This is a genomic window from Nocardioides sp. CCNWLW216 (assembly GCF_037120545.1).
Lineage (GTDB): Bacteria > Actinomycetota > Actinomycetes > Propionibacteriales > Nocardioidaceae > Nocardioides > Nocardioides lianchengensis.
On record NZ_JBBBBJ010000012.1, the window covers coordinates 1 to 17,297 of the forward strand.

The window sequence follows — 17,297 nt, forward strand, 5'->3', positions numbered from 1 at the left end:
GCGGCTGACCCGGGGCCGCGGCCGCCGAGCTGTAACGCGATGTTCGCCGCACTCGGTACGCGCTGCAGCGCGTACCTAGTGCGGCGAACATCGCGTTACAGCTGCGGCGGACCGACCCCCAGCACCCCCAGCAACGGCAGCGGTACGGCGTCGACGGCGAGCGCGGCGACGAGCGCGGCGGCGTACTGCGCCTTGCGGCCGGAGCGGGTGCCGAGGAACCGGTGCAGGTGCTGCTCGACGGTCCGGTCCCGCTGAGCGGGCTGGCGCTGGAGGACGCGGAACGACGACAGCTCGCCCTGGGCGGCGACGACGCGGAGGGCCTGCTCGAGGCCGAGGGCGCGGACCAGCTCGCCCTCCAGGTCGGGGTCGCAGCCGAAGAAGCCGTGCGCCTCCAGGTCGGCGGCGTCCGCGACCCGGCCGAACCCGGCCCGCTCCAGCCCGCCGCGGAAGAACCGCTCCTCGGCGGCGTCGTACAGGCCGCCGACGGCGACGCCGTCCGGCAGCTCGAGCAGGTGGCGGGCCACGTTGGTCGCCCCGCCCATCGCCACGACGGACACCCCCTCCGCGGGGAGCGAGCGGCCGAGCAGGGCCGCCACCCCGTGCAGCGCGGCCGCGTCGGAGGCACCCTCGACCAGCAGCACGCTGGCCGTGACGGAAGGGGGCACGCGCTCTAGATTGCCCCCCATGACCGGCCGCCACGCGCGCGACGAGCCCGAGCGGCTCACCCTGCGCCTGCCGCGCGTGACGCTGGAGGCGCTGGCCTGGGGCCCGGCGGACGGGCGGCTGGTGGTGGCGCTGCACGGGTTCCCGGACACCGCCCACACCTGGCGCCACCTGGGTCCGTTCCTCGCCCGTCGCGGGCTCCGCGTCGTCGCGCCGCACACCCGCGGCTACGCGCCGAGCGCGGTGCCGGACGACGGCTGCTTCCACGTCGCCGCGCTGATGGCCGACGCGGCGGCGATCCCGGAGGCGGTCGGCTGGACCGGGAGCGATCCCGTGCTGGTCGGTCACGACTGGGGCGCCATCACCGCGCACGCGCTCGGCGCCCACCCGGACTCGCCGTACGAGCGGGTCGTCGCGATGGCCGTCCCGCCGCTGGCGACCATGGACAGCCGCAGCCCGCGGCTGCTGGCCCGCCAGGCCCGGCACAGCTGGTACATCGGCTGGCACCAGCTCCCGCTCCTCCCCGAGCGGTTCCTCGACCGCGAGGTCGCCAAGCTCTGGCGCGACTGGTCGCCGGGGTACGACGCGGGCGCGGACCTCCCGCACGTGCTCGCCGCGCTCGAGGGGCCGGCGAACCGGGCCGCCGCGGTCGGCTACTACCGGGCCATCCGGGCGCCCTGGCGGGTCCCGTCGTCGTACGCCGGCTGGAAGCAGACGTGGGACGGCACACCGACCGTCCCGACCCTCTACCTCCACGGCGCCGACGACGGCTGCCTCGAGCCCGGCTTCGCCGACGGGCTGGTGGCCAAGCTGCCGGCGGGCAGTCGCGTCGAGCGGGTCGTCGACGCCGGCCACTTCCTGCAGGTCGAGCAGCCGGACGTGGTGAACAGGCTCGTCGCCCACTTCCTCGAGACACCGTTCCTCGCGACATGAGCGACCTGGTCGCCGCCACCGCGGCCGCGATGCTGCCGGAGGCCGACCTGCGCACCGACGAGGTGGTCGCCCAGATGCTGCGCGAGATCCCGGAGCTCGGCGGCGACCGGGTCCTGGAGGACCTCCTGCGCACCAGCGTCGGCGACAACGTGCGCAGCGGCCTCGAGCGGTTCGCGCGCGGCGAGGTCGCCCCGGGCCAGGACGCCCCCGCCAGCGCAATCGCCTACGCCCGTCTGCTCGCCCAGCGCGGCGTCCCGGTGAGCTCGCTGCTGCGGGCCTACCGGCTCGGGCAGGCCGCGTTCCAGGAGCGGGTGCTGGCCGGGATCGCCCGCTCCGGGGCCGACGCCGAGACCGTCCTGCGGGTCACCATCGAGCTGACGACGGCGAGCTTCACCTACATCGACGGCCTCGCCGAGCAGGTCGTCCGGGTCCACCAGGCCGAGCGCGACGCCTGGGTCCAGCGCCGCTCGGCCGCGCGGGCGGCGACCGTCGCGGCGCTGGTCGGCGGCGGCCCGGTCGACGTCGACCGCGCCGAGCAGGAGCTCGGACACCCGCTGCGCGGCACCCACGTCGGCGTGGCCGCCTGGTACGACGCCGGCACCGACGACCCGCTGCCCCGGCTCGAGCGGGCGGTGACCCGGCTGGCTCAGCGGGCCGGCTGCGCGCGGGCGCCGCTGGTGCTGCCCGCCGACGGGTGGACGGTGCACGCCTGGCTGCCGTCCCCGGGACCGCTCGTGTGGGAGAACGACGGCCCGTGGCTGGCCGTCGGCGACCCGGCCGCGGGCGTCGACGGCTTCCGCCGGACGCACCAGCAGGCGCGGCAGGCCGCCTCGGTGGCGCTCGCCGTACCCCCGGCGCGCCGGGCGCGGCTGACCACCGCGGCCGACGTCGGTCTGGTCGCCCTGCTCCGGGCCGACCCCGTTGCCCTGCGCGACTGGGTCCGCGCCGTCCTCGGCGACCTCGCGATCGACGACGAGCCGCACGCCCGGCTCCGCGAGACCGCCCGGGTCTGGCTGACCCACCAGGGCAGCCACACCGGCGCCGCCGCCGAGCTGCTGCTGCACCGCAACACCGTCCAGTACCGGGTACGACGCGCCGAGGCCGCCCGCGGCCGCCCCCTCTCCGAGCGGCGTCTCGACGTCGAGGTCGCCCTCCGGGCCTGCCACCTGCTGGGGTCCGCCGTGCTCGGCTGAGTCCGCCGTACCGCGGCCTTGTGCCGCCAGCACAAGACCGGCCCCGAACTTCATGCTCGCCGCCGCTGGTGGCGCACCACCGCCCGTCCCACAGTGGGCCCATGGGCTTCCTGCAGCCGAACCTCCCCGACCTCGACCTCCCCGCCTGGTCCGTGGGCACCCGCAACGAGCGGGTCCGGCCGCTGCAGCGGCACGTCGCCGAGATCGGCTTCGGGACCCCCGACGTCGTGTTCCTCATGTACGTCGTCAAGATCGGCCTCTACGTCCTGGGCGCGATGCTCTTCGCGCTCAGCACCGACACGGTCACCGGCTTCACCGACGTCGCCGACTGGTGGGCCGATCCGGTCGTCCTGCAGAAGGTCGTGCTCTGGACCCTGCTCTTCGAGGTGCTCGGCCTGGGCTGCGGCTTCGGCCCGCTCAACCTGCGGTTCTCCCCACCGATGGGCTCGTTCCTCTACTGGCTGCGGCCCACGACGATGCGGCTGCCACCCTGGCCGGGCCGCGTCCCGCTGACGGCCGGTACGACGCGGACGCCGCTCGACGTCGTCCTGTACGCCGCCCTCCTCGCCTCCACGGTCTGGGCGCTGCTGGCCGACGGCACGCTCGTCCCGGGGGAGCGGGTCGCGCTGGTGCTCGGTGTACTGGTGCTGGCCGGACTGCGCGACAAAGTGATCTTCCTGGCCGCCCGGTCGGAGGTCTACGCGACGATCGCGGTGACCTTCCTGATCATGGACGGGGGCCTGGTCGACGGGATCGTGGCCGCCAAGCTGGTGCTGGTGGTGATCTGGTGGGGCGCCGCGACGTCCAAGCTCAACCACCACTTCCCGTTCGTCGTCCAGGCGATGCTGAGCAACTCGCCGATCCTGCGCTCGCGCCGGATCAAGCGCGGCTGGCACCGCAGCTTCCCCGACGACCTGCGCCCGTCCCGTCGTACGACGCTGGTCGCGCACGTCAGCACCGCGGTCGAGTTCGGCGTGCCCCTGGTGCTGCTGCTCTCCGACGGCGGCGCGCTCACGGCGGTGGCGGCGGTCGTGATGATCGCCTTCCACCTCAACATCCTCACCAGCTTCCCGATGGGCGTGCCGCTGGAGTGGAACGTCTTCATGATCTACGCGATCGGGGTGCTCTTCGTGCACGACGCCGCGCTCGGCGTCGGCGACCTGACGAACCCGCTGCCCGTCGTACTCCTGGTGGGGGCGGCGGCCGGCACCGTCGTGGTCGGCAACCTCCTCCCGCAGCAGGTCTCGTTCCTGCCGGCGATGCGCTACTACGCCGGCAACTGGGACACGTCGTTCTGGTGCTTCACGCCCGAGGCGCTCGACAAGCTGGAGGCCGGGACGGTCAAGGCGACGCCGCTGCCGCACGTGACGCTGGAGAACATCTACGGCAAGGAGCAGGCGGAGGTGCCGCTGTTCACCGGCTACGCCTTCCGCACCCTGCACAGCCACGGCCGGGCACTGTTCGGGCTGATCCCGCGGGCCTGCGGGCCGGACCACGAGCGCTACTTGCCGATCGACGGCGAGGTGGTCGCGGGCGTCGTCCTGGGCTGGAACTTCGGCGACGGGCACCTGCACAACGAGCAGTTCATCGAGGCCCTCCAGCAGCGCTGCGGCTTCGAGCCCGGCGACGTGCGGATCGTGCTGCTGCACGCCCAGCCGATCCACCGGCAGACCCAGCAGTACCGGCTGGTCGACCCCGCCCTCGGCGAGCTCGAGCGCGGCGAGGTGAGGGTGGCCGACATGATCAGCCGACAGCCCTGGGACTGGGACCTGCCGCTGACGGTCCACCACCAGCAGGCCACCACCAGCGACCCGGCATGATCGACGCATGACACTCGACGCGGTCGTCGTCGGCTCGGGGCCCAACGGGCTCGCCGCCGCCGTCGCGCTCGCGCAGGAGGGCCACACCGTCCAGGTCCTCGAGGGGTACGACGAGATCGGCGGCGGCACCCGCACCGCGGAGCTGACCGAGCCGGGGCTGCTGCACGACGTCTGCTCGGCGATCCATCCGTTCGCGCTGGCGTCGCCGTACCTCTCCTCGCTGCCGCTCGCCGACCACGGCCTGGTCTGGAAGCACCCCGAGGTCGACCTGGTCCACCCGCTCGACGACGGCACGGCGGGGGTGATGCACCAGCGGCTGTCGCAGACGGCGATCGGGCTGGGCGCGGACGGGCGCCGGTGGCTGCAGACCTTCCAGCCCCTCGCCGACCATCTCGACGAGCTAGCCCAGGACGTGCTGGGACCGATCGTCCGCTGGCCCGACCACCCGCTGCTGATGGCGAGCTTCGGCCTCCGCGCCGGGCTGCCCGCGACGCTGCTCGCGCGGCGGTTCTCGACCGAGCAGGCGAAGGCGCTGTTCCTCGGGTGCGCGGCCCACCTGTACCGACCGCTGTCCGGGCTCGGCACCGCCGCTGTCGGCTCGATGCTCATCGCCGCCGGCCACGCGCACGGCTGGCCGGTGGCCGAGGGCGGCTCCCGCGCGATCACCGACGCGCTCGCCTCGCTGCTGCGCTCGCTCGGCGGCACGATCGAGACCGGCGTGACCGTCCGCTCGCTCGCCGACCTGCCGCCCGCCCGCGCCACCCTCTTCGACACCACCCCGGACGCGTTCGCGCGCATCGCCGGCGACCGGCTGCCCACCCGTCGCGCCCGCGCCTACCGCCGCTGGCGCTACGGCCCCGGCGCCTACAAGCTCGACCTCGCCGTCCGCGGCGGCATTCCCTGGACCAACCCCGACGCCCGTCGGGCCGGCACCGTCCACCTGGGCGGGTCGGGGGCCGAGACCGCCGCGGCCGAGGCGGCCGTCGTGCGCGGCCGGATGCCGGAGCGGCCGTTCGTCCTGGTCGGCCAGCAGTACCTCGCCGACCCCACCCGCTCCGCCGGCGACCTGCACCCGGTCTGGCTCTACGCCCACGTCCCCCACGGCTACGACGGCGACGCGACCGACGCCGTCCTCGACCAGGTCGAGCGGTTCGCACCCGGCTTCCGCGACACCGTCGTCGCCACCCACGTCACCACGCCGGCCGGCTACGCGTCGTACAACCCCAACTACGTGGGCGGTGACATCGCCGGCGGGGCCAACGACCTGCGCCAGCTGGTCCTGCGCCCCTCGCTCCAGCAGGACCCGTACGACGCCGGCCTCCCCGGCATGTTCCTCTGCTCCTCCGCCACGCCCCCCGGCGCCGGCGTGCACGGCATGTGCGGCTACCGCGCCGCCCAGCGCGCGCTCGCGTACCTGTCCTGACGCTGGTTGAGGTGTGAGCGAAGAGAGCCTCGAAACCCGGTGACCCGACCTTCGGTCTCGATCGGGACCGAAGGTCGGCAAGACGGGTTGCGAGGCTCAGGCGCTGGGCGCCTTCGCACCTCAACCAGCCTCGGTAGAGGCCTCCCGCGCCCAGCGCGGGATCACGAAGACCCCGTCCGCCTCGACGCTGACCCCGTCGGCGTCGGACAGCTCGGCGTGCACGAAGACCTTGCTGCCCTCCTCGCCCGAGATCCACCCGGCCAGCGACACCGGACCGAGCGGGGTCGGCCGGTGGTGGGTGAGGGTCAGCCGGCCGGTCATGGTCAGCCGCCGCCCGTCGGCGGCGACCACGCCCATCAGGTGGTCGAGCATCTTCGCGGCCGCGCCGGGGTGCAGGACGCCCGGCTCGTCCTGGTGAGCGGGACCGAGCACGACCGAGGCCGTGCAGGGTCCCGACGGGTCCGGCCGCTCGACGAGGAGCGGCGGTGCGGTCGCGTTGCGGGGCCCGATGACCGCGTTGCCCCAGCTCCAGGTCCGGCCCCGGCCGTTGTGCCGGACCCCCAGCGGACCGTCGGTCCGGGCGACCCGCAGCGAGGCCGTCACCGCCTCCAGCGACGCCTGGGCCGAGGCGAGGACGGCCGGCGGGGCGTCCACGTCGAGGGCCAGGTCGACCAGCGAGCGCACCGCGTCGGCGAGCCCGCCGTACAGCTCTTCCTGGCGGTCGACCTCCTCGGTGGGCAGGTCCTCGACCGGGAAGTACGCGACGTGGTGGGCCGGGCTGCTCATGGCGGGAGGGTGCCATATGACAGCCACTTCGATCTTGACAGTGACTCCCAGGATCGAGGTCACTGACCCCATGACCATCAAGGTGATCCAGTGGGCGACCGGCGGCGTGGGCGTCGCCGCCATCCAGGGCGTGCTCGCGCACCCCGACCTCGAGCTCGTCGGGTGCTGGGTGCACAGCGACGCCAAGCACGGGAAGGACGTCGGCGAGCTGATCGGGGGCGACCCGCTCGGCGTCGCGGCCACGACCAGCAAGGACGAGATCCTGGCGACCGAGGCCGACGTCGTCGTGTACTCGCCGCTGGTCCCGAACGACGACGAGGTGATCGCCCTGCTGCGCTCGGGCAAGAACGTCGTCACCCCGGTCGGCTGGATCTACCCCAACCCCGAGCGCGTGGTCGGCATCGAGGCCGCCTGCGCCGAGGCCGGTACGACGCTGCACGGCACCGGCATCCACCCCGGCGGCATCACCGAGCGGTTCCCGCTGATGGCCAGCTCGCTCTCGCAGCGGGTCACCCACGTGCGGGCGGAGGAGTTCTCCGACATCCGCACCTACAACGCCCCCGACGTCGTCCGGCACGTGATGGGCTTCGGCGGCACGCCTCAGGAGGCGTACGACAGCCCGATGGCCGGCCTGCTCTCCGGCGGGTTCAAGGCGTCGGTGCGGATGGTCGTCGCGGAGATGGGCTTCGCGGCCGGCCACGACATCCGCACCACCCAGGAGGTCGCGGTCGCGGCGAAGCCGATCGACACCCCGATCGGCGTCATCCAGCCCGGCCAGGTCGCCGCCCGCCGCTTCCACTGGGACGCGCTGGTCGACGGCGAGCCGGTCGTCACCGCCGCCGTGAACTGGCTGATGGGCACCGACGACCTCGATCCCGGCTGGACCTTCGGCCCCGAGGGCGAGCGGTTCGAGGTCGAGGTCACCGGCGACCCGACGGTGCTGCTGACCTTCAAGGGCCTGCAGCCCGAGTCGGTCGCCGCCGGCCTGGTCCGCAACCCCGGCGTGGTCTCGACCGCCAACCACTGCGTCAGCTCGATCCCGTACGTCGTCGCCGCGGCGCCCGGCGTGAGGACCTACCTCGACCTGCCCCTGATCGCGGGCCGCGCTGCGCCGGAGGTGGGCAGGTGATCCTCGACCAGTTCCGACTCGACGGGAAGGTCGCGGTCGTGACCGGGGCCAGCCAGGGCATCGGCCGCGGCATCGCGGTCGGCCTCGCCGAGGCGGGTGCCGACGTCGTCCTCGCCTCGCGCACCTTGACCGACCTGGAGCAGGTCGCTGCGGAGGTCGAGGCCACCGGCCGGCGTGCCCACGTCGTCGGGACCGACGTGATGGAGACCGCGCAGCTGCACCGCCTCGTCGAGCAGGCGGTCACGACGTACGGCCGTCTCGACGTGCTGGTCAACAACGCCGGCGGCACCGGTCCGCGCCCGGCGATGGCGACCAGCGAGCGGATGTTCGAGAAGGCGCTGCGGTTCAACGTCACCTCGCCGTTCCTGCTCAGCCAGGCCGCCGCCCGGGCGATGGTCGACACCGTGGGGGAGGGAGCGATCGTCAACGTGTCGTCGCGCTCCTCCGACATGGTGCAGACCGCGTTCGTCGCCTACGGCACCGCCAAGGCGGCGCTGAACATGATGACCCGCAACCTGGCCTCCGAGCTCGCCCCACGGGTCCGGGTCAACGCGATCAGCGTCGGCGGCGTCGCCACCAAGGGACTCGACGTCGTGCTGACCGACGACGCGCTGCGCGAGGAGTACGTCGCCGGCACGCCCATGCGCCGCCCCGGCCAGCCGCTCGACATCGCCTGCGCGGCGCTCTACCTCGCCTCGCCGGCCTCCGCCTGGGTCACCGGCAAGGTGCTCCAGGTCGACGGGGGAGTCGAGGCGCCAGCGATCGCCGTACCCGTGCCGCCGCTGGAGCCGGCGTGACCGGACTCCGCGAGCGCCAGCGCGCCGACCTCCGCGCCCACGTCGACCGCGTGGCGCTGGAGCTGTTCGCTGAGCGCGGCTTCGACGCGGTGCCCGTCGACGAGATCGCGGCCGCGGCCGGCATCTCGCTCTCGACGCTCTTCCGCCACGTCCGCAGCAAGGACCAGCTGCTGGTCGGCACGCTCCGCGTCGGCCGGGCCGCGATCGTCGAGAACTTCGCCGAGCGGCCCGCCGCCGAGCCGGTCCCGGCCGCGCTGGCGGCCGCGATCCTGCGCCGTACCGAGCAGTTCGCCGACGAGACCGACACCATCGCGCTCTGGCGCCGGGCCATGGCCTCCGCCCCCGCCCGGGTACGACGGGCCTCGCTGCTCGACGACGACGAGCGCGCCCGGCTGGTGGTGCTGGTCGCCGAGCGCCTCGGCCTGGACGCCGAGGCCGACCTGGAGCCCGGGCTGCGGGTGCGGGTCGCGCTGGCCGCGGCCGAGCACGCCTACGAGCACTGGCTGACCCGGGAGACCGGTCGCACCCTGCACGAGCTGACCGCCGAGGCGCTCGACGGGTTCAGCCGAGGCTGACCCCGGTCAGGTCCTGGGTGACCTCCCAGACCCGGGCGGCCTCGTCCGGGTCGCGCAGCGGCGGGTAGAGCTCCTGCTCGGCCGGCGTCCCGCGCAGGCCGCCCAGCCCGCTGGGGCCGAAGAACCGGCCGCCGGCGTCGGGTGCGGTCGCGGCCAGCAGGGCCGGCTGCAGGGCGGTCGCGACGGTGCCGGTCAGGCCGATCCGCGACAGCATCCTGATGAGGCGCACCGAGCCGGTGTCGCGCGAACGGCCCATCCCGGGCTGCGCGGCGAGGAGGTTGGTCGGCGTGACCCCGGGGTGCGAGAGGTTGCTGCTGACGCCCCAGCCCGCGGCCCGGCTGCGGCGGTCGAGCTCGAGGCCGAAGAGCCCCTGGGCGATCTTGGACTGCGCGTAGGCCCGGCCGCCGTGATAGCCGCGCTCCCACTGCAGGTCCTCCCAGTGCACCCCGTGCCGGGCCGCGGCGACGCTGACCTGCGAGGTGACCCGGGCCCGCCCGGCGCGGAGCAGCGGCAGCAGGTGGCCGACCAGGGCGGCGTGACCGAGGTGGTTGATGCCCAGCTGCAGCTCGAACCCGTCCTCCGTCGTCCGACGGCTGGGTGGGGTCATCACCCCGGCGTTGTTCACGAGGACGTGGATCGGCGCGCCCTCCTCCTGCAGCACCGCGCCGAGCCGCGCGACCGAGGCCAGCGACGACAGGTCGAGCTCGCGCAGCGAGACCTGTGCGTCCGGGTGCTGCTCGCGGATCCGGGCGAGCGCCGCCTCGCCCTTGGCCGGGTTGCGGACGGGCAGGACCAGGTCCGCGCCCCCGGCGGCGAACCGGGCGGCCAGGCCGAGGCCGACGCCGTCGCTCCCGCCGGTGAGGACGACGCGGTGGCCGGTGAGATCGGGGACGGTCGGGTCGGGCATGGGTGCTCCTCGGGTCGGGGTGTGCCACGAGCCTGCGTCGCCCCGGCGACCGCAACCACGGCCTGACGATCCGTGGCTGGGCGATCCGCGAGACGGTAGGAAGGTGGGGTGATCGATCGAGCCGGGCTGGCCGAGTTCCTCCGCCACCGTCGCGAGTCCCTGCAGCCGGAGGACGTCGGGCTGCCCCGCGGCCGGCGCCGTCGTACGGCGGGGCTGCGGCGTGAGGAGGTCGCGGTCCTGTGCCACATGTCGACCGACTACTACGCCCGGATCGAGCGCGAGCGCGGCCCGCAGCCGTCGGAGCAGATGATCGCCTCGATCGCCCAGGGCCTGCACCTCTCGCTCGACGAGCGCGACCACCTGTTCCGGCTGGCCGGGCACCGGCCCCCGGCCCGCGGCGGCACCAGCGAGCACGTCAGCCCCGGCCTGCTGCGGATCCTGGACCGGCTCGTCGACACCCCCGCCGAGGTCGTCACCGAGCTCGGCGAGACGCTGCGCCAGACCCCCATGGGCGTCGCCCTCACCGGCGACACGACCAGGTACGTCGGTCCGGCGCGCAGCCTCGGCTACCGCTGGTTCACCGACCCCGCCGCGCGCGAGCTGCGGCCGTCGGAGGAGCACGCGTCGTACTCCCGGCTCTACGCCTCCGGTCTCCGCGAGATCGTCGCCGCCCGCGGACCCGGCTCGCGGGCCGCGCAGCTCGCCGACCTGCTGCTCGAGCGGAGCGAGGAGTTCCGGGAGCTGTGGCAGCTCCACGAGGTCGGCCTCCGGCCCGGCGACGTCAAGCGCGTCGTCCACCCTGAGGTCGGCCTGCTGGAGCTGAGCTGCCAGACCCTGGTCGACCCCGACCAGGGCCACCACCTGCTCGTCTACACCGCCGCCCCGGGCAGCGAGAGCCACGAGAGGCTGCAGCTGCTCGCGGTCCTCGGCGCCCCCACGCTCACCTGAGCGCGGCCCCGTCGGCGCCGTGTGTGAGGGTGTCGGCCATGCCGCCCCGGACCCGTCGTACCTCCCGCCCCGCCAAGCCCGCCATGCCCGTGCCCGAGGGGGCGCGCGAGGTGTTCACCGACGGCGCCTGCGCCGGCAACCCGGGGCCGGGCGGCTGGGCGTGGGCGCTCGACGAGGCGGTCTGGGCCAGTGGCGCCGAGGCACCCTCGACCAACCAGCGGATGGAGGTGATGGCCGCCTACCAGGCGGTCCGCTCGCTCGACGGTCCGCTGCTCGTGGTGAGCGACTCGACCTACGTCGTGAACTGCTTCCGCGACGCCTGGTGGAAGGGCTGGCGCTCCCGCGGCTGGACCAACAGCGCCCGCCAGCCGGTCGCCAACCGCGACCTGTGGGAGCCCTTCGTCGACCTCGTCGAGGCTCGCGGCGACGTGGCCTTCCAGTGGGTCAAGGGGCACTCCGGCAACCGGATGAACGACCTGGTCGACCGGCTCGCGGTCGCGGCCGCGAAGGACGGCGGCAGCACCGGTCGCTCCGAGGCGCCGCCGGCGCGCCCGGTCGGCGACGACGCGCTCTTCTAGGCGACGACCGCGCGCAGCTCGGCCAGCGCGGCGCGCCCGACGGTGCGGAGGTCGCGGTCCTCGGCGGGGTCGATCCAGCGGGTGAAGGCGACCCGGAACGCCCCCACGACGGCCTCGGCCGCGACTCCGGCGGCCAGCTCGGAATGCCCGCGCTCGCGCAGGCCCGCGGTCAGGGCCGCGGTCAGGGTCGCCAGCTTCAGCAGCTCGCGCTCCTGCAGGCCGGGGGTCGCGTCGATGACGCGCTGGCGGCGGCGCGCGTGGTCGCGGCGGTCGGCGAGGAAGTCGCAGCCCGCGGCGAGTGCGGGGGCCAGCGCGGTCCAGGGGTCGGCGTCCGCGGGGGCAGCGGCCAGGGCCTCGACGAAGGCGGTCTGCAGGCCGCCGTCCCGGTCGAAGAGCACCTCGCGCTTGTCGCCGAAGTGCCGGAAGAAGGTGCGCTCGGTGACGCCGGCCCGCTCGGCGATGTCGGCCACGGTCGTCTGCTCGAACCCGCGCTCGTCGTACAGCTCGAGGGCCGCGGCCATCAGGCGTCCGCACGCGTCCGGCTGCCAGCGACCCATGACGCCATCGTACGTGATGTCAGTGCCTGACATGGGTGCGCTACCGTGGTGATGTCAGCACCTGACATCACTCTTCCGGAGGTTCCACCATGCGTGTCTTCGTCACCGGCGGCAGCGGCTTCATCGGCTCCGCCGTCGTCCCCGAGCTCCTCGGCGTCGGCCACCAGGTCGTCGCGCTCGCCCGCTCCGACTCCTCGGCCGGCGCTCTCGTCGCCGCCGGCGCCGAGGTGCGGCGCGGCGAGCTCGCCGACCTCGACGCCCTGCGGGCCGGGGCGCAGGAGGCCGACGCCGTCGTCCACCTGGCCTTCATCCACGACGACTTCTCGGACATGACGCCCGCGTTGCAGGCCGACCGGGCGGCGATCGAGACGTTCGTGGACGCCCTGGCCGGCACCGGCAAGGCGTTGGCCGTCGCCAGCGGCACCCTCGGCCTCGGCCCCACCGACCGACCCGCGACCGAGCGCGACGGGCTCTCCGGTCCGCGGCACCCGCGCGCGGAGACCGCCGACCTGGTCCGGGCCGCCGCCGAGCGCGGGGTTCGGGGGTCCGTCGTCCGGCTCTCGCCGACCGTGCACGGCGCCGGCGACCACGGCTTCGTGGCCGCGCTGGTCGCGGCGGCCCGTGAGCGGGGCGAGTCCGGCTACCCGGCCGACGGCAGCGGCCGCTGGAACGCCGTGCACCGCAGCGACGCGGCCCGCCTCTTCCGACTGGCGGTCGAGTCCGCGCCGGCCGGCTCGGTGCTGCATGCCGTCGGCGAGGAGGCGGTCAGTCACCGCACGATCGCCGAGCTGGTCGGCGCGGGTCTCGGTCTGCCCGTCGCCCCGGTCGCGGACCCCGACGAGCTGGGCTGGATCGGCCGGATGTTCGCCATGGACGCCCCGGCCTCGAGCGCGCTCACGCAGGAGCTGCTGGGTTGGACGCCCACCGGTCCGACCCTGGCCGAGGACCTGGCCCCCGGGAGTCCCTACTTCGGCTGAGCCACCCCGACGACGACCGTCGCCTCGCGGTCGTCGTCGCGGTGGATGGTCGCGGTCAGTCCGGCCGCGGTCATCAGGGCGTGGGTGGTCGGCGCCTGGGCCAGGCCGGTCTCGATCAGCAGCCGGCCGCCCGGCGCCAGCCACCCGCCCGCGTCCGCGACCACCCGCCGCTGCACGTCCAGGCCGTCCGGCCCGCCGTCCAGGGCGACCGCCGGCTCATGCAGGCGGGCCTCGGGCGGCATCAGCGCGATCGCGTCGTGCGGCACGTACGGCGCGTTCACCGCGAGCGCGCCGACCCGCCCGCGCAGGGCGTCCGGCAGGGCGTCGTACAGGTCGCCCTCGTGGACGCGCTCCGACGGCAGGTTGCGCCGGGCGCAGGCGACCGCGGCGGGCTCGACGTCGGTGGCATGCACCTCCAGCCCCGGTACGGCGGCCGCGAGCGCCGCCCCGACCGCCCCGGTCCCGCAGCACAGGTCCACCACCACGTCACCGGCGCGCAGGCCCACCGCCGCCAGCTCGACGACGTACGCCGTCCGCTGCCGGGGCACGAAGACGCCGGCGTCGACGGCGATCCGGAGACCGCAGAACTCCGCCCAGCCGACCAGCACCTCCAGCGGCGTCCCGTCGACCCGTGCGGCGACCAGCCGCTCGAGATCGGCGTCGTCGCGCGCGGCGGCGCGCAGCAGCGCGGCCTCCTCCTCGGCGAACACGCAGCCGGCGGCGCGGAGCCGGGACTCGATCACCGGGACATCATCCCGTCCCGCCGCGCGTCCGGAGTTACGGTCCGGCCGTGACGACCCCCGACGTGTTCGGCCCGGCCCGGCTCGGCCCGGTCACCCTGCGCAACCGCACGGTCAAGGCCGCGACCTTCGAGGGTCGGGCGCCCGAGGGGCAGGTCACCGACGGGCTGATCGACTACCACCTCGCGGTGGCCCGCGGCGGGATCGGCCTGACGACCGTGGCCTACCTCGCCGTCGCGCCCGAGGGTCGCACCCACCGCGAGCAGATCGTCGTGGGGGAGCACTCGCTGGCCGGCCTGGCCCGGCTCACCGAGGCGATCCACGAGACCGGCGCCGCCATCGCCGGCCAGGTCGGCCACGCCGGCCCGGTCGCCAACGGCCGCTCCAACGGGGTCCGGGCGATCGCGGCCAGCCCGATGCCGAGCCCGCTGTCGATGCAGATGGTGCGGTCCGCGACCGAGGCCGACCTGACCCGGGTCACGAAGGCGTACGTCGCCACCGCGCGGCTGCTGGTCCGCGCCGGCTTCGACGTCCTCGAGCTGCACATGGCCCACAGCTACCTGATCTCGTCCTTCCTCGCCCCGGGCCTCAATCGCCGCAAGGACTCCTGGAACGGCTCGCTGGAGAACCGCGCCCGGCTGGCCCGCCAGGTGGCGCGCGCCGTACGGGACGAGGTCGGCGACGAGGTCGCGGTGACCGCCAAGATCAGCGTCAGCGACGGCTTCAAGGGCGGCGTGACCACGAGGGACGGCATCGCCTTCGCGCAGCTGCTCGACGAGGACGGCACCCTCGACGCCCTCCAGCTGAGCGGCGGCAGCTCCCTGATGAACCCGATGTACCTCTTCCGCGGCGACGCCCCGGTCAAGGAGTTCGCGGCCTCGATGCCGCTGCCCGTGCGCCTCGGCATGCGGACCCCGATCGGCAAGAACTTCATCAAGACCTACGACTTCCACGAGGCCTACTTCCGTGAGAAGGCCCTGCAGTTCCGCTCCGCGGTGTCGACGCCGCTGATGCTCCTCGGGGGCATCAACCGCCGCGACACCATGGAGCAGGCCATGGCCGACGGCTTCGAGTTCGTCGCCATGGGCCGCGCGGTCCTCCGCGAGCCCGACCTGGTCAACCGGCTGCAGTCCGAGCAGGCCGTCTCCGGCGTCTGCATCCACTGCAACCGCTGCATGCCCACCATCTACAGCGGGACCCGCTGCCCGGTGATCGCCCCGGACCCGGTCCGGCTGTAACGCGATGTTCGCCGCACTAGGTACGCGCTGCAGCGCGTACCTAGTGCGGCGAACATCGCGTTACAGCACGGCCGCCGGGACGCCCCTACCGCAAATTTAGAACGTGTTCTACATTGCGAGACATGTCACAGGTCATCCCCGAGAAGCCCCTGCGGGTCGTCGTCTGGTCGACCGGCACCATCGGCCGGCACGCGATCGAGGGCATCGACGCCCACCCCGACCTGGAGCTGGTCGGAGTCTGGGTGAGCAACCCCGACAAGCACGGGAAGGACGCGGGGATCCTGGCCGACCTTGGCCGCGAGCTCGGGGTCACCGCCACGACGGACCGCGAGGAGCTGATCGCGCTGCGGCCGGACGCGATCGTGCACACCGCGATGGCCGACGACCGGGTCTTCGAGTGCATCGAGGACCTCATCGGGTTCGTCGAGGCGGGCATCAACGTGACCTCCAGCGGCCCGGTGCTGCTGCAGTGGCCCGAGCAGATCCTGCCGCCGGAGTTCATCGCCCGCATCGAGGACGCCTGCGCGCGCGGCAACGCCAGCATGCACATCAACGGCATCGACCCGGGCTTCGCCAACGACATCCTGCCGATCGTCATGACGTCCCTGAGCCAGCGCATCGACGAGGTGCGGGTCCTGGAGATCTGCGACTACTCGACCTACTACCAGCCCGTTGTCATGGGCGACCTGTTCGGCTTCGGTCGGCCGATGGACCAGGTGGGCGCGATCTTCGCCCCGGGCATCCTCGGCATGGCGTGGGGGAGCGTCGTACGACAGATCGCGGCCGCCCTCGACATCACCCTCGACGAGCCGCTCACCGAGGAGGTCGACCGCCGCGAGGCCGAGTGGGACACCGACAGCGTCAGCGGCGACGTGAAGAAGGGGACGATGGGGGCGGTCCGCTTCCAGGTGATCGGCAAGGTCGACGGCGTCGCGCGGGTCGTCCTCGAGCACATCACCCGCACCGACCCCGACCAGGTCCCCGAGTGGGAGAAGCCCCCGGCCGGCGGCGACGGCGGCTACCGGGTCCGGATCACCGGCGAGCCGATGATGCAGGTCGACTTCACCCACCACGGCGAGCACGGTGACCACAACGTCAGCGGCATGATCACCACCGCCCAGCGGATCATCAACGCGCTCCCGGCGGTCGTCGCGGCGAAGCCCGGCATCGTCCGGGCCATCGACCTCCCGCTGGTCGCCGGCCGCGGGCTGGTGGCCCGATGACGATCCTCGACCGCTTCTCCGTCACCGACCAGGTCGCGATCGTCACCGGCGCGGGCCGCGGCCTCGGCGCCGCCACCGCGATCGCGCTGGCCGAGGCCGGCGCCGACGTCCTCATCTCCGCGCGCACCGAGCGGCAGCTCGACCGGGTGGCCGAGCAGGTCCGCGCGACCGGCCGCCGCTGCCTCGTCGTCCCGGCCGACCTCAGCGACCTCGACGCCGTCGCCGACCTCGCGCAGGCGGCGTACGACGAGTTCGGCCGCCTCGACACGGTCGTCAACAACGTCGGCGGCACCTTCCCGCAGGAGTTCCTGAAGACCAGCAACGACTTCCTCAACGAGGCGTTCAGCTTCAACGTGACCACCGCGCACGCGCTGAGCGTCGCCGCCGTCCCGCTGATGCTGAAGGACGAGCAAGGCCAGAAGTCGATCGTCACGATCTCCTCGATGATGGGCCGTACGGCGGACCGCGGCTTCGTCGCCTACGGCACCGCCAAGGCCGCCCTCGCGCACTGGACCAAGATGGCCGCGCAGGACCTCGCGCCGCGGATCCGGGTCAACGGCATCTACGTCGGCTCGATCCTCACCAGCGCGCTGGAGTTCGTCGCGGGCCAGCCCGAGCTGATGGGCCAGCTGGAGACCAAGACCCCGCTCGGGCGGGTGGGCGAGCCCGAGGACATCGCCGCCGGCGTGCTCTACCTCGCCTCGAAGGCCGGCCAGTACGTCACCGGCAAGCTGCTCGAGGTCGACGGCGGCATCCAGCAGCCCACCCTCGACCTCGGGTTCCCGGACGTCGGACCGTAAGGTCCGAAGC

At 74.1% G+C, this 17,297-nt stretch carries 18 protein-coding genes; 13 read left to right on the forward strand and 5 right to left on the reverse strand.

All coding sequences use genetic code 11. The annotated features are described in order from the left end of the window. Positions 1–95: 95 nt before the first annotated feature. A complete protein-coding gene (locus V7S47_RS21840) occupies positions 96–665 on the reverse strand; it encodes a TOPRIM nucleotidyl transferase/hydrolase domain-containing protein (RefSeq protein ID WP_336563549.1) in 570 nt (189 codons plus the stop codon). Between the two features lie 19 nt (positions 666–684). Between V7S47_RS21840 and V7S47_RS21845 the strand changes: the two genes are divergently transcribed. The 4 genes from V7S47_RS21845 (at position 685) to V7S47_RS21860 (ending at position 6,032) form a co-directional block, all read left to right on the forward strand. Continuing rightward, positions 685–1,596, forward strand: a complete 912-nt coding sequence (locus V7S47_RS21845; RefSeq protein WP_336563550.1) for an alpha/beta fold hydrolase — start codon at positions 685–687, stop codon at positions 1,594–1,596. Then, a complete protein-coding gene (locus V7S47_RS21850; protein WP_336563552.1) occupies positions 1,593–2,789 on the forward strand; it encodes a helix-turn-helix domain-containing protein in 1,197 nt (398 codons plus the stop codon). Before V7S47_RS21845 ends, V7S47_RS21850 begins: the two co-directional genes overlap by 4 nt. A gap of 101 nt (positions 2,790–2,890) precedes the next feature. Further along, positions 2,891–4,609, forward strand: coding sequence for a DUF3556 domain-containing protein (locus V7S47_RS21855; protein ID WP_336563553.1), 1,719 nt, complete (start codon positions 2,891–2,893; stop codon positions 4,607–4,609). A gap of 7 nt (positions 4,610–4,616) precedes the next feature. Continuing rightward, complete coding sequence (locus tag V7S47_RS21860; RefSeq protein ID WP_336563554.1) at positions 4,617–6,032, forward strand: phytoene desaturase family protein; 1,416 nt, start codon at positions 4,617–4,619, stop codon at positions 6,030–6,032. A 120-nt stretch (positions 6,033–6,152) separates the two neighbouring features. On the opposite strand, the gene V7S47_RS21865 is transcribed toward V7S47_RS21860, so the two are convergent. Continuing rightward, entirely contained in the window at positions 6,153–6,818 is a 666-nt protein-coding gene (locus V7S47_RS21865; RefSeq protein WP_336563555.1) for a PaaI family thioesterase, read from the reverse strand. Positions 6,819–6,888: 70 nt separating this feature from the next. Here V7S47_RS21865 and V7S47_RS21870 point away from each other — a divergent pair, with 70 nt between their 5' ends. From V7S47_RS21870 to V7S47_RS21880, 3 genes are read left to right on the forward strand one after another with little or no spacing between them, the layout of a single operon-like run. Further along, positions 6,889–7,947, forward strand: coding sequence for an NAD(P)H-dependent amine dehydrogenase family protein (locus tag V7S47_RS21870; protein WP_336563556.1), 1,059 nt, complete (start codon positions 6,889–6,891; stop codon positions 7,945–7,947). After that, complete coding sequence (locus tag V7S47_RS21875; protein WP_336563557.1) at positions 7,944–8,744, forward strand: glucose 1-dehydrogenase; 801 nt, start codon at positions 7,944–7,946, stop codon at positions 8,742–8,744. Before V7S47_RS21870 ends, V7S47_RS21875 begins: the two co-directional genes overlap by 4 nt. Continuing rightward, on the forward strand, positions 8,741–9,319 hold the full coding sequence (locus tag V7S47_RS21880; RefSeq protein WP_336563558.1) for a TetR family transcriptional regulator: 579 nt from the start codon (positions 8,741–8,743) through the stop codon (positions 9,317–9,319). The genes V7S47_RS21875 and V7S47_RS21880 overlap by 4 nt, the downstream gene beginning before the upstream one ends. Here the strand turns inward: V7S47_RS21880 and V7S47_RS21885 are convergent. Continuing rightward, complete coding sequence (locus V7S47_RS21885; RefSeq protein ID WP_336563559.1) at positions 9,306–10,226, reverse strand: SDR family oxidoreductase; 921 nt, start codon at positions 10,224–10,226, stop codon at positions 9,306–9,308. The two genes, V7S47_RS21880 and V7S47_RS21885, sit on opposite strands and share 14 nt — an antisense overlap. 108 nt (positions 10,227–10,334) lie before the next feature. Here V7S47_RS21885 and V7S47_RS21890 point away from each other — a divergent pair, with 108 nt between their 5' ends. Beyond that, the gene (locus V7S47_RS21890; RefSeq protein ID WP_336563560.1) at positions 10,335–11,174 is read left to right on the forward strand and encodes a helix-turn-helix transcriptional regulator; all 840 of its coding nucleotides are present in this window, start codon (positions 10,335–10,337) and stop codon (positions 11,172–11,174) included. A 38-nt stretch (positions 11,175–11,212) separates the two neighbouring features. Next, complete coding sequence (locus V7S47_RS21895) at positions 11,213–11,752, forward strand: ribonuclease H family protein (protein WP_336563561.1); 540 nt, start codon at positions 11,213–11,215, stop codon at positions 11,750–11,752. Here the strand turns inward: V7S47_RS21895 and V7S47_RS21900 are convergent. Next, on the reverse strand, positions 11,749–12,309 hold the full coding sequence (locus V7S47_RS21900; RefSeq protein ID WP_336563562.1) for a TetR/AcrR family transcriptional regulator: 561 nt from the start codon (positions 12,307–12,309) through the stop codon (positions 11,749–11,751). The two genes, V7S47_RS21895 and V7S47_RS21900, sit on opposite strands and share 4 nt — an antisense overlap. Positions 12,310–12,398: 89 nt before the next feature. On the opposite strand from V7S47_RS21900, the gene V7S47_RS21905 reads away from it, so the two are divergent. Then, positions 12,399–13,286, forward strand: coding sequence for an SDR family oxidoreductase (locus V7S47_RS21905; RefSeq protein WP_336563563.1), 888 nt, complete (start codon positions 12,399–12,401; stop codon positions 13,284–13,286). Here V7S47_RS21905 and V7S47_RS21910 read toward each other — a convergent pair. Continuing rightward, positions 13,274–14,029, reverse strand: a complete 756-nt coding sequence (locus V7S47_RS21910) for a putative protein N(5)-glutamine methyltransferase (RefSeq protein WP_336563564.1) — start codon at positions 14,027–14,029, stop codon at positions 13,274–13,276. The genes V7S47_RS21905 and V7S47_RS21910 overlap by 13 nt on opposite strands. Before the next feature lie 47 nt (positions 14,030–14,076). Between V7S47_RS21910 and V7S47_RS21915 the strand changes: the two genes are divergently transcribed. The 3 genes from V7S47_RS21915 to V7S47_RS21925 all read left to right on the forward strand — a co-directional run bounded on the left by V7S47_RS21915 (position 14,077) and on the right by V7S47_RS21925 (position 17,287). After that, the gene (locus V7S47_RS21915) at positions 14,077–15,264 is read left to right on the forward strand and encodes an NADH:flavin oxidoreductase (RefSeq protein WP_336563565.1); all 1,188 of its coding nucleotides are present in this window, start codon (positions 14,077–14,079) and stop codon (positions 15,262–15,264) included. 122 nt (positions 15,265–15,386) lie between these two features. Then, a complete protein-coding gene (locus V7S47_RS21920; RefSeq protein ID WP_336563566.1) occupies positions 15,387–16,487 on the forward strand; it encodes an NAD(P)H-dependent amine dehydrogenase family protein in 1,101 nt (366 codons plus the stop codon). After that, a complete protein-coding gene (locus V7S47_RS21925) occupies positions 16,484–17,287 on the forward strand; it encodes an SDR family oxidoreductase (protein ID WP_336563567.1) in 804 nt (267 codons plus the stop codon). Before V7S47_RS21920 ends, V7S47_RS21925 begins: the two co-directional genes overlap by 4 nt. Positions 17,288–17,297 lie beyond the last annotated feature (10 nt).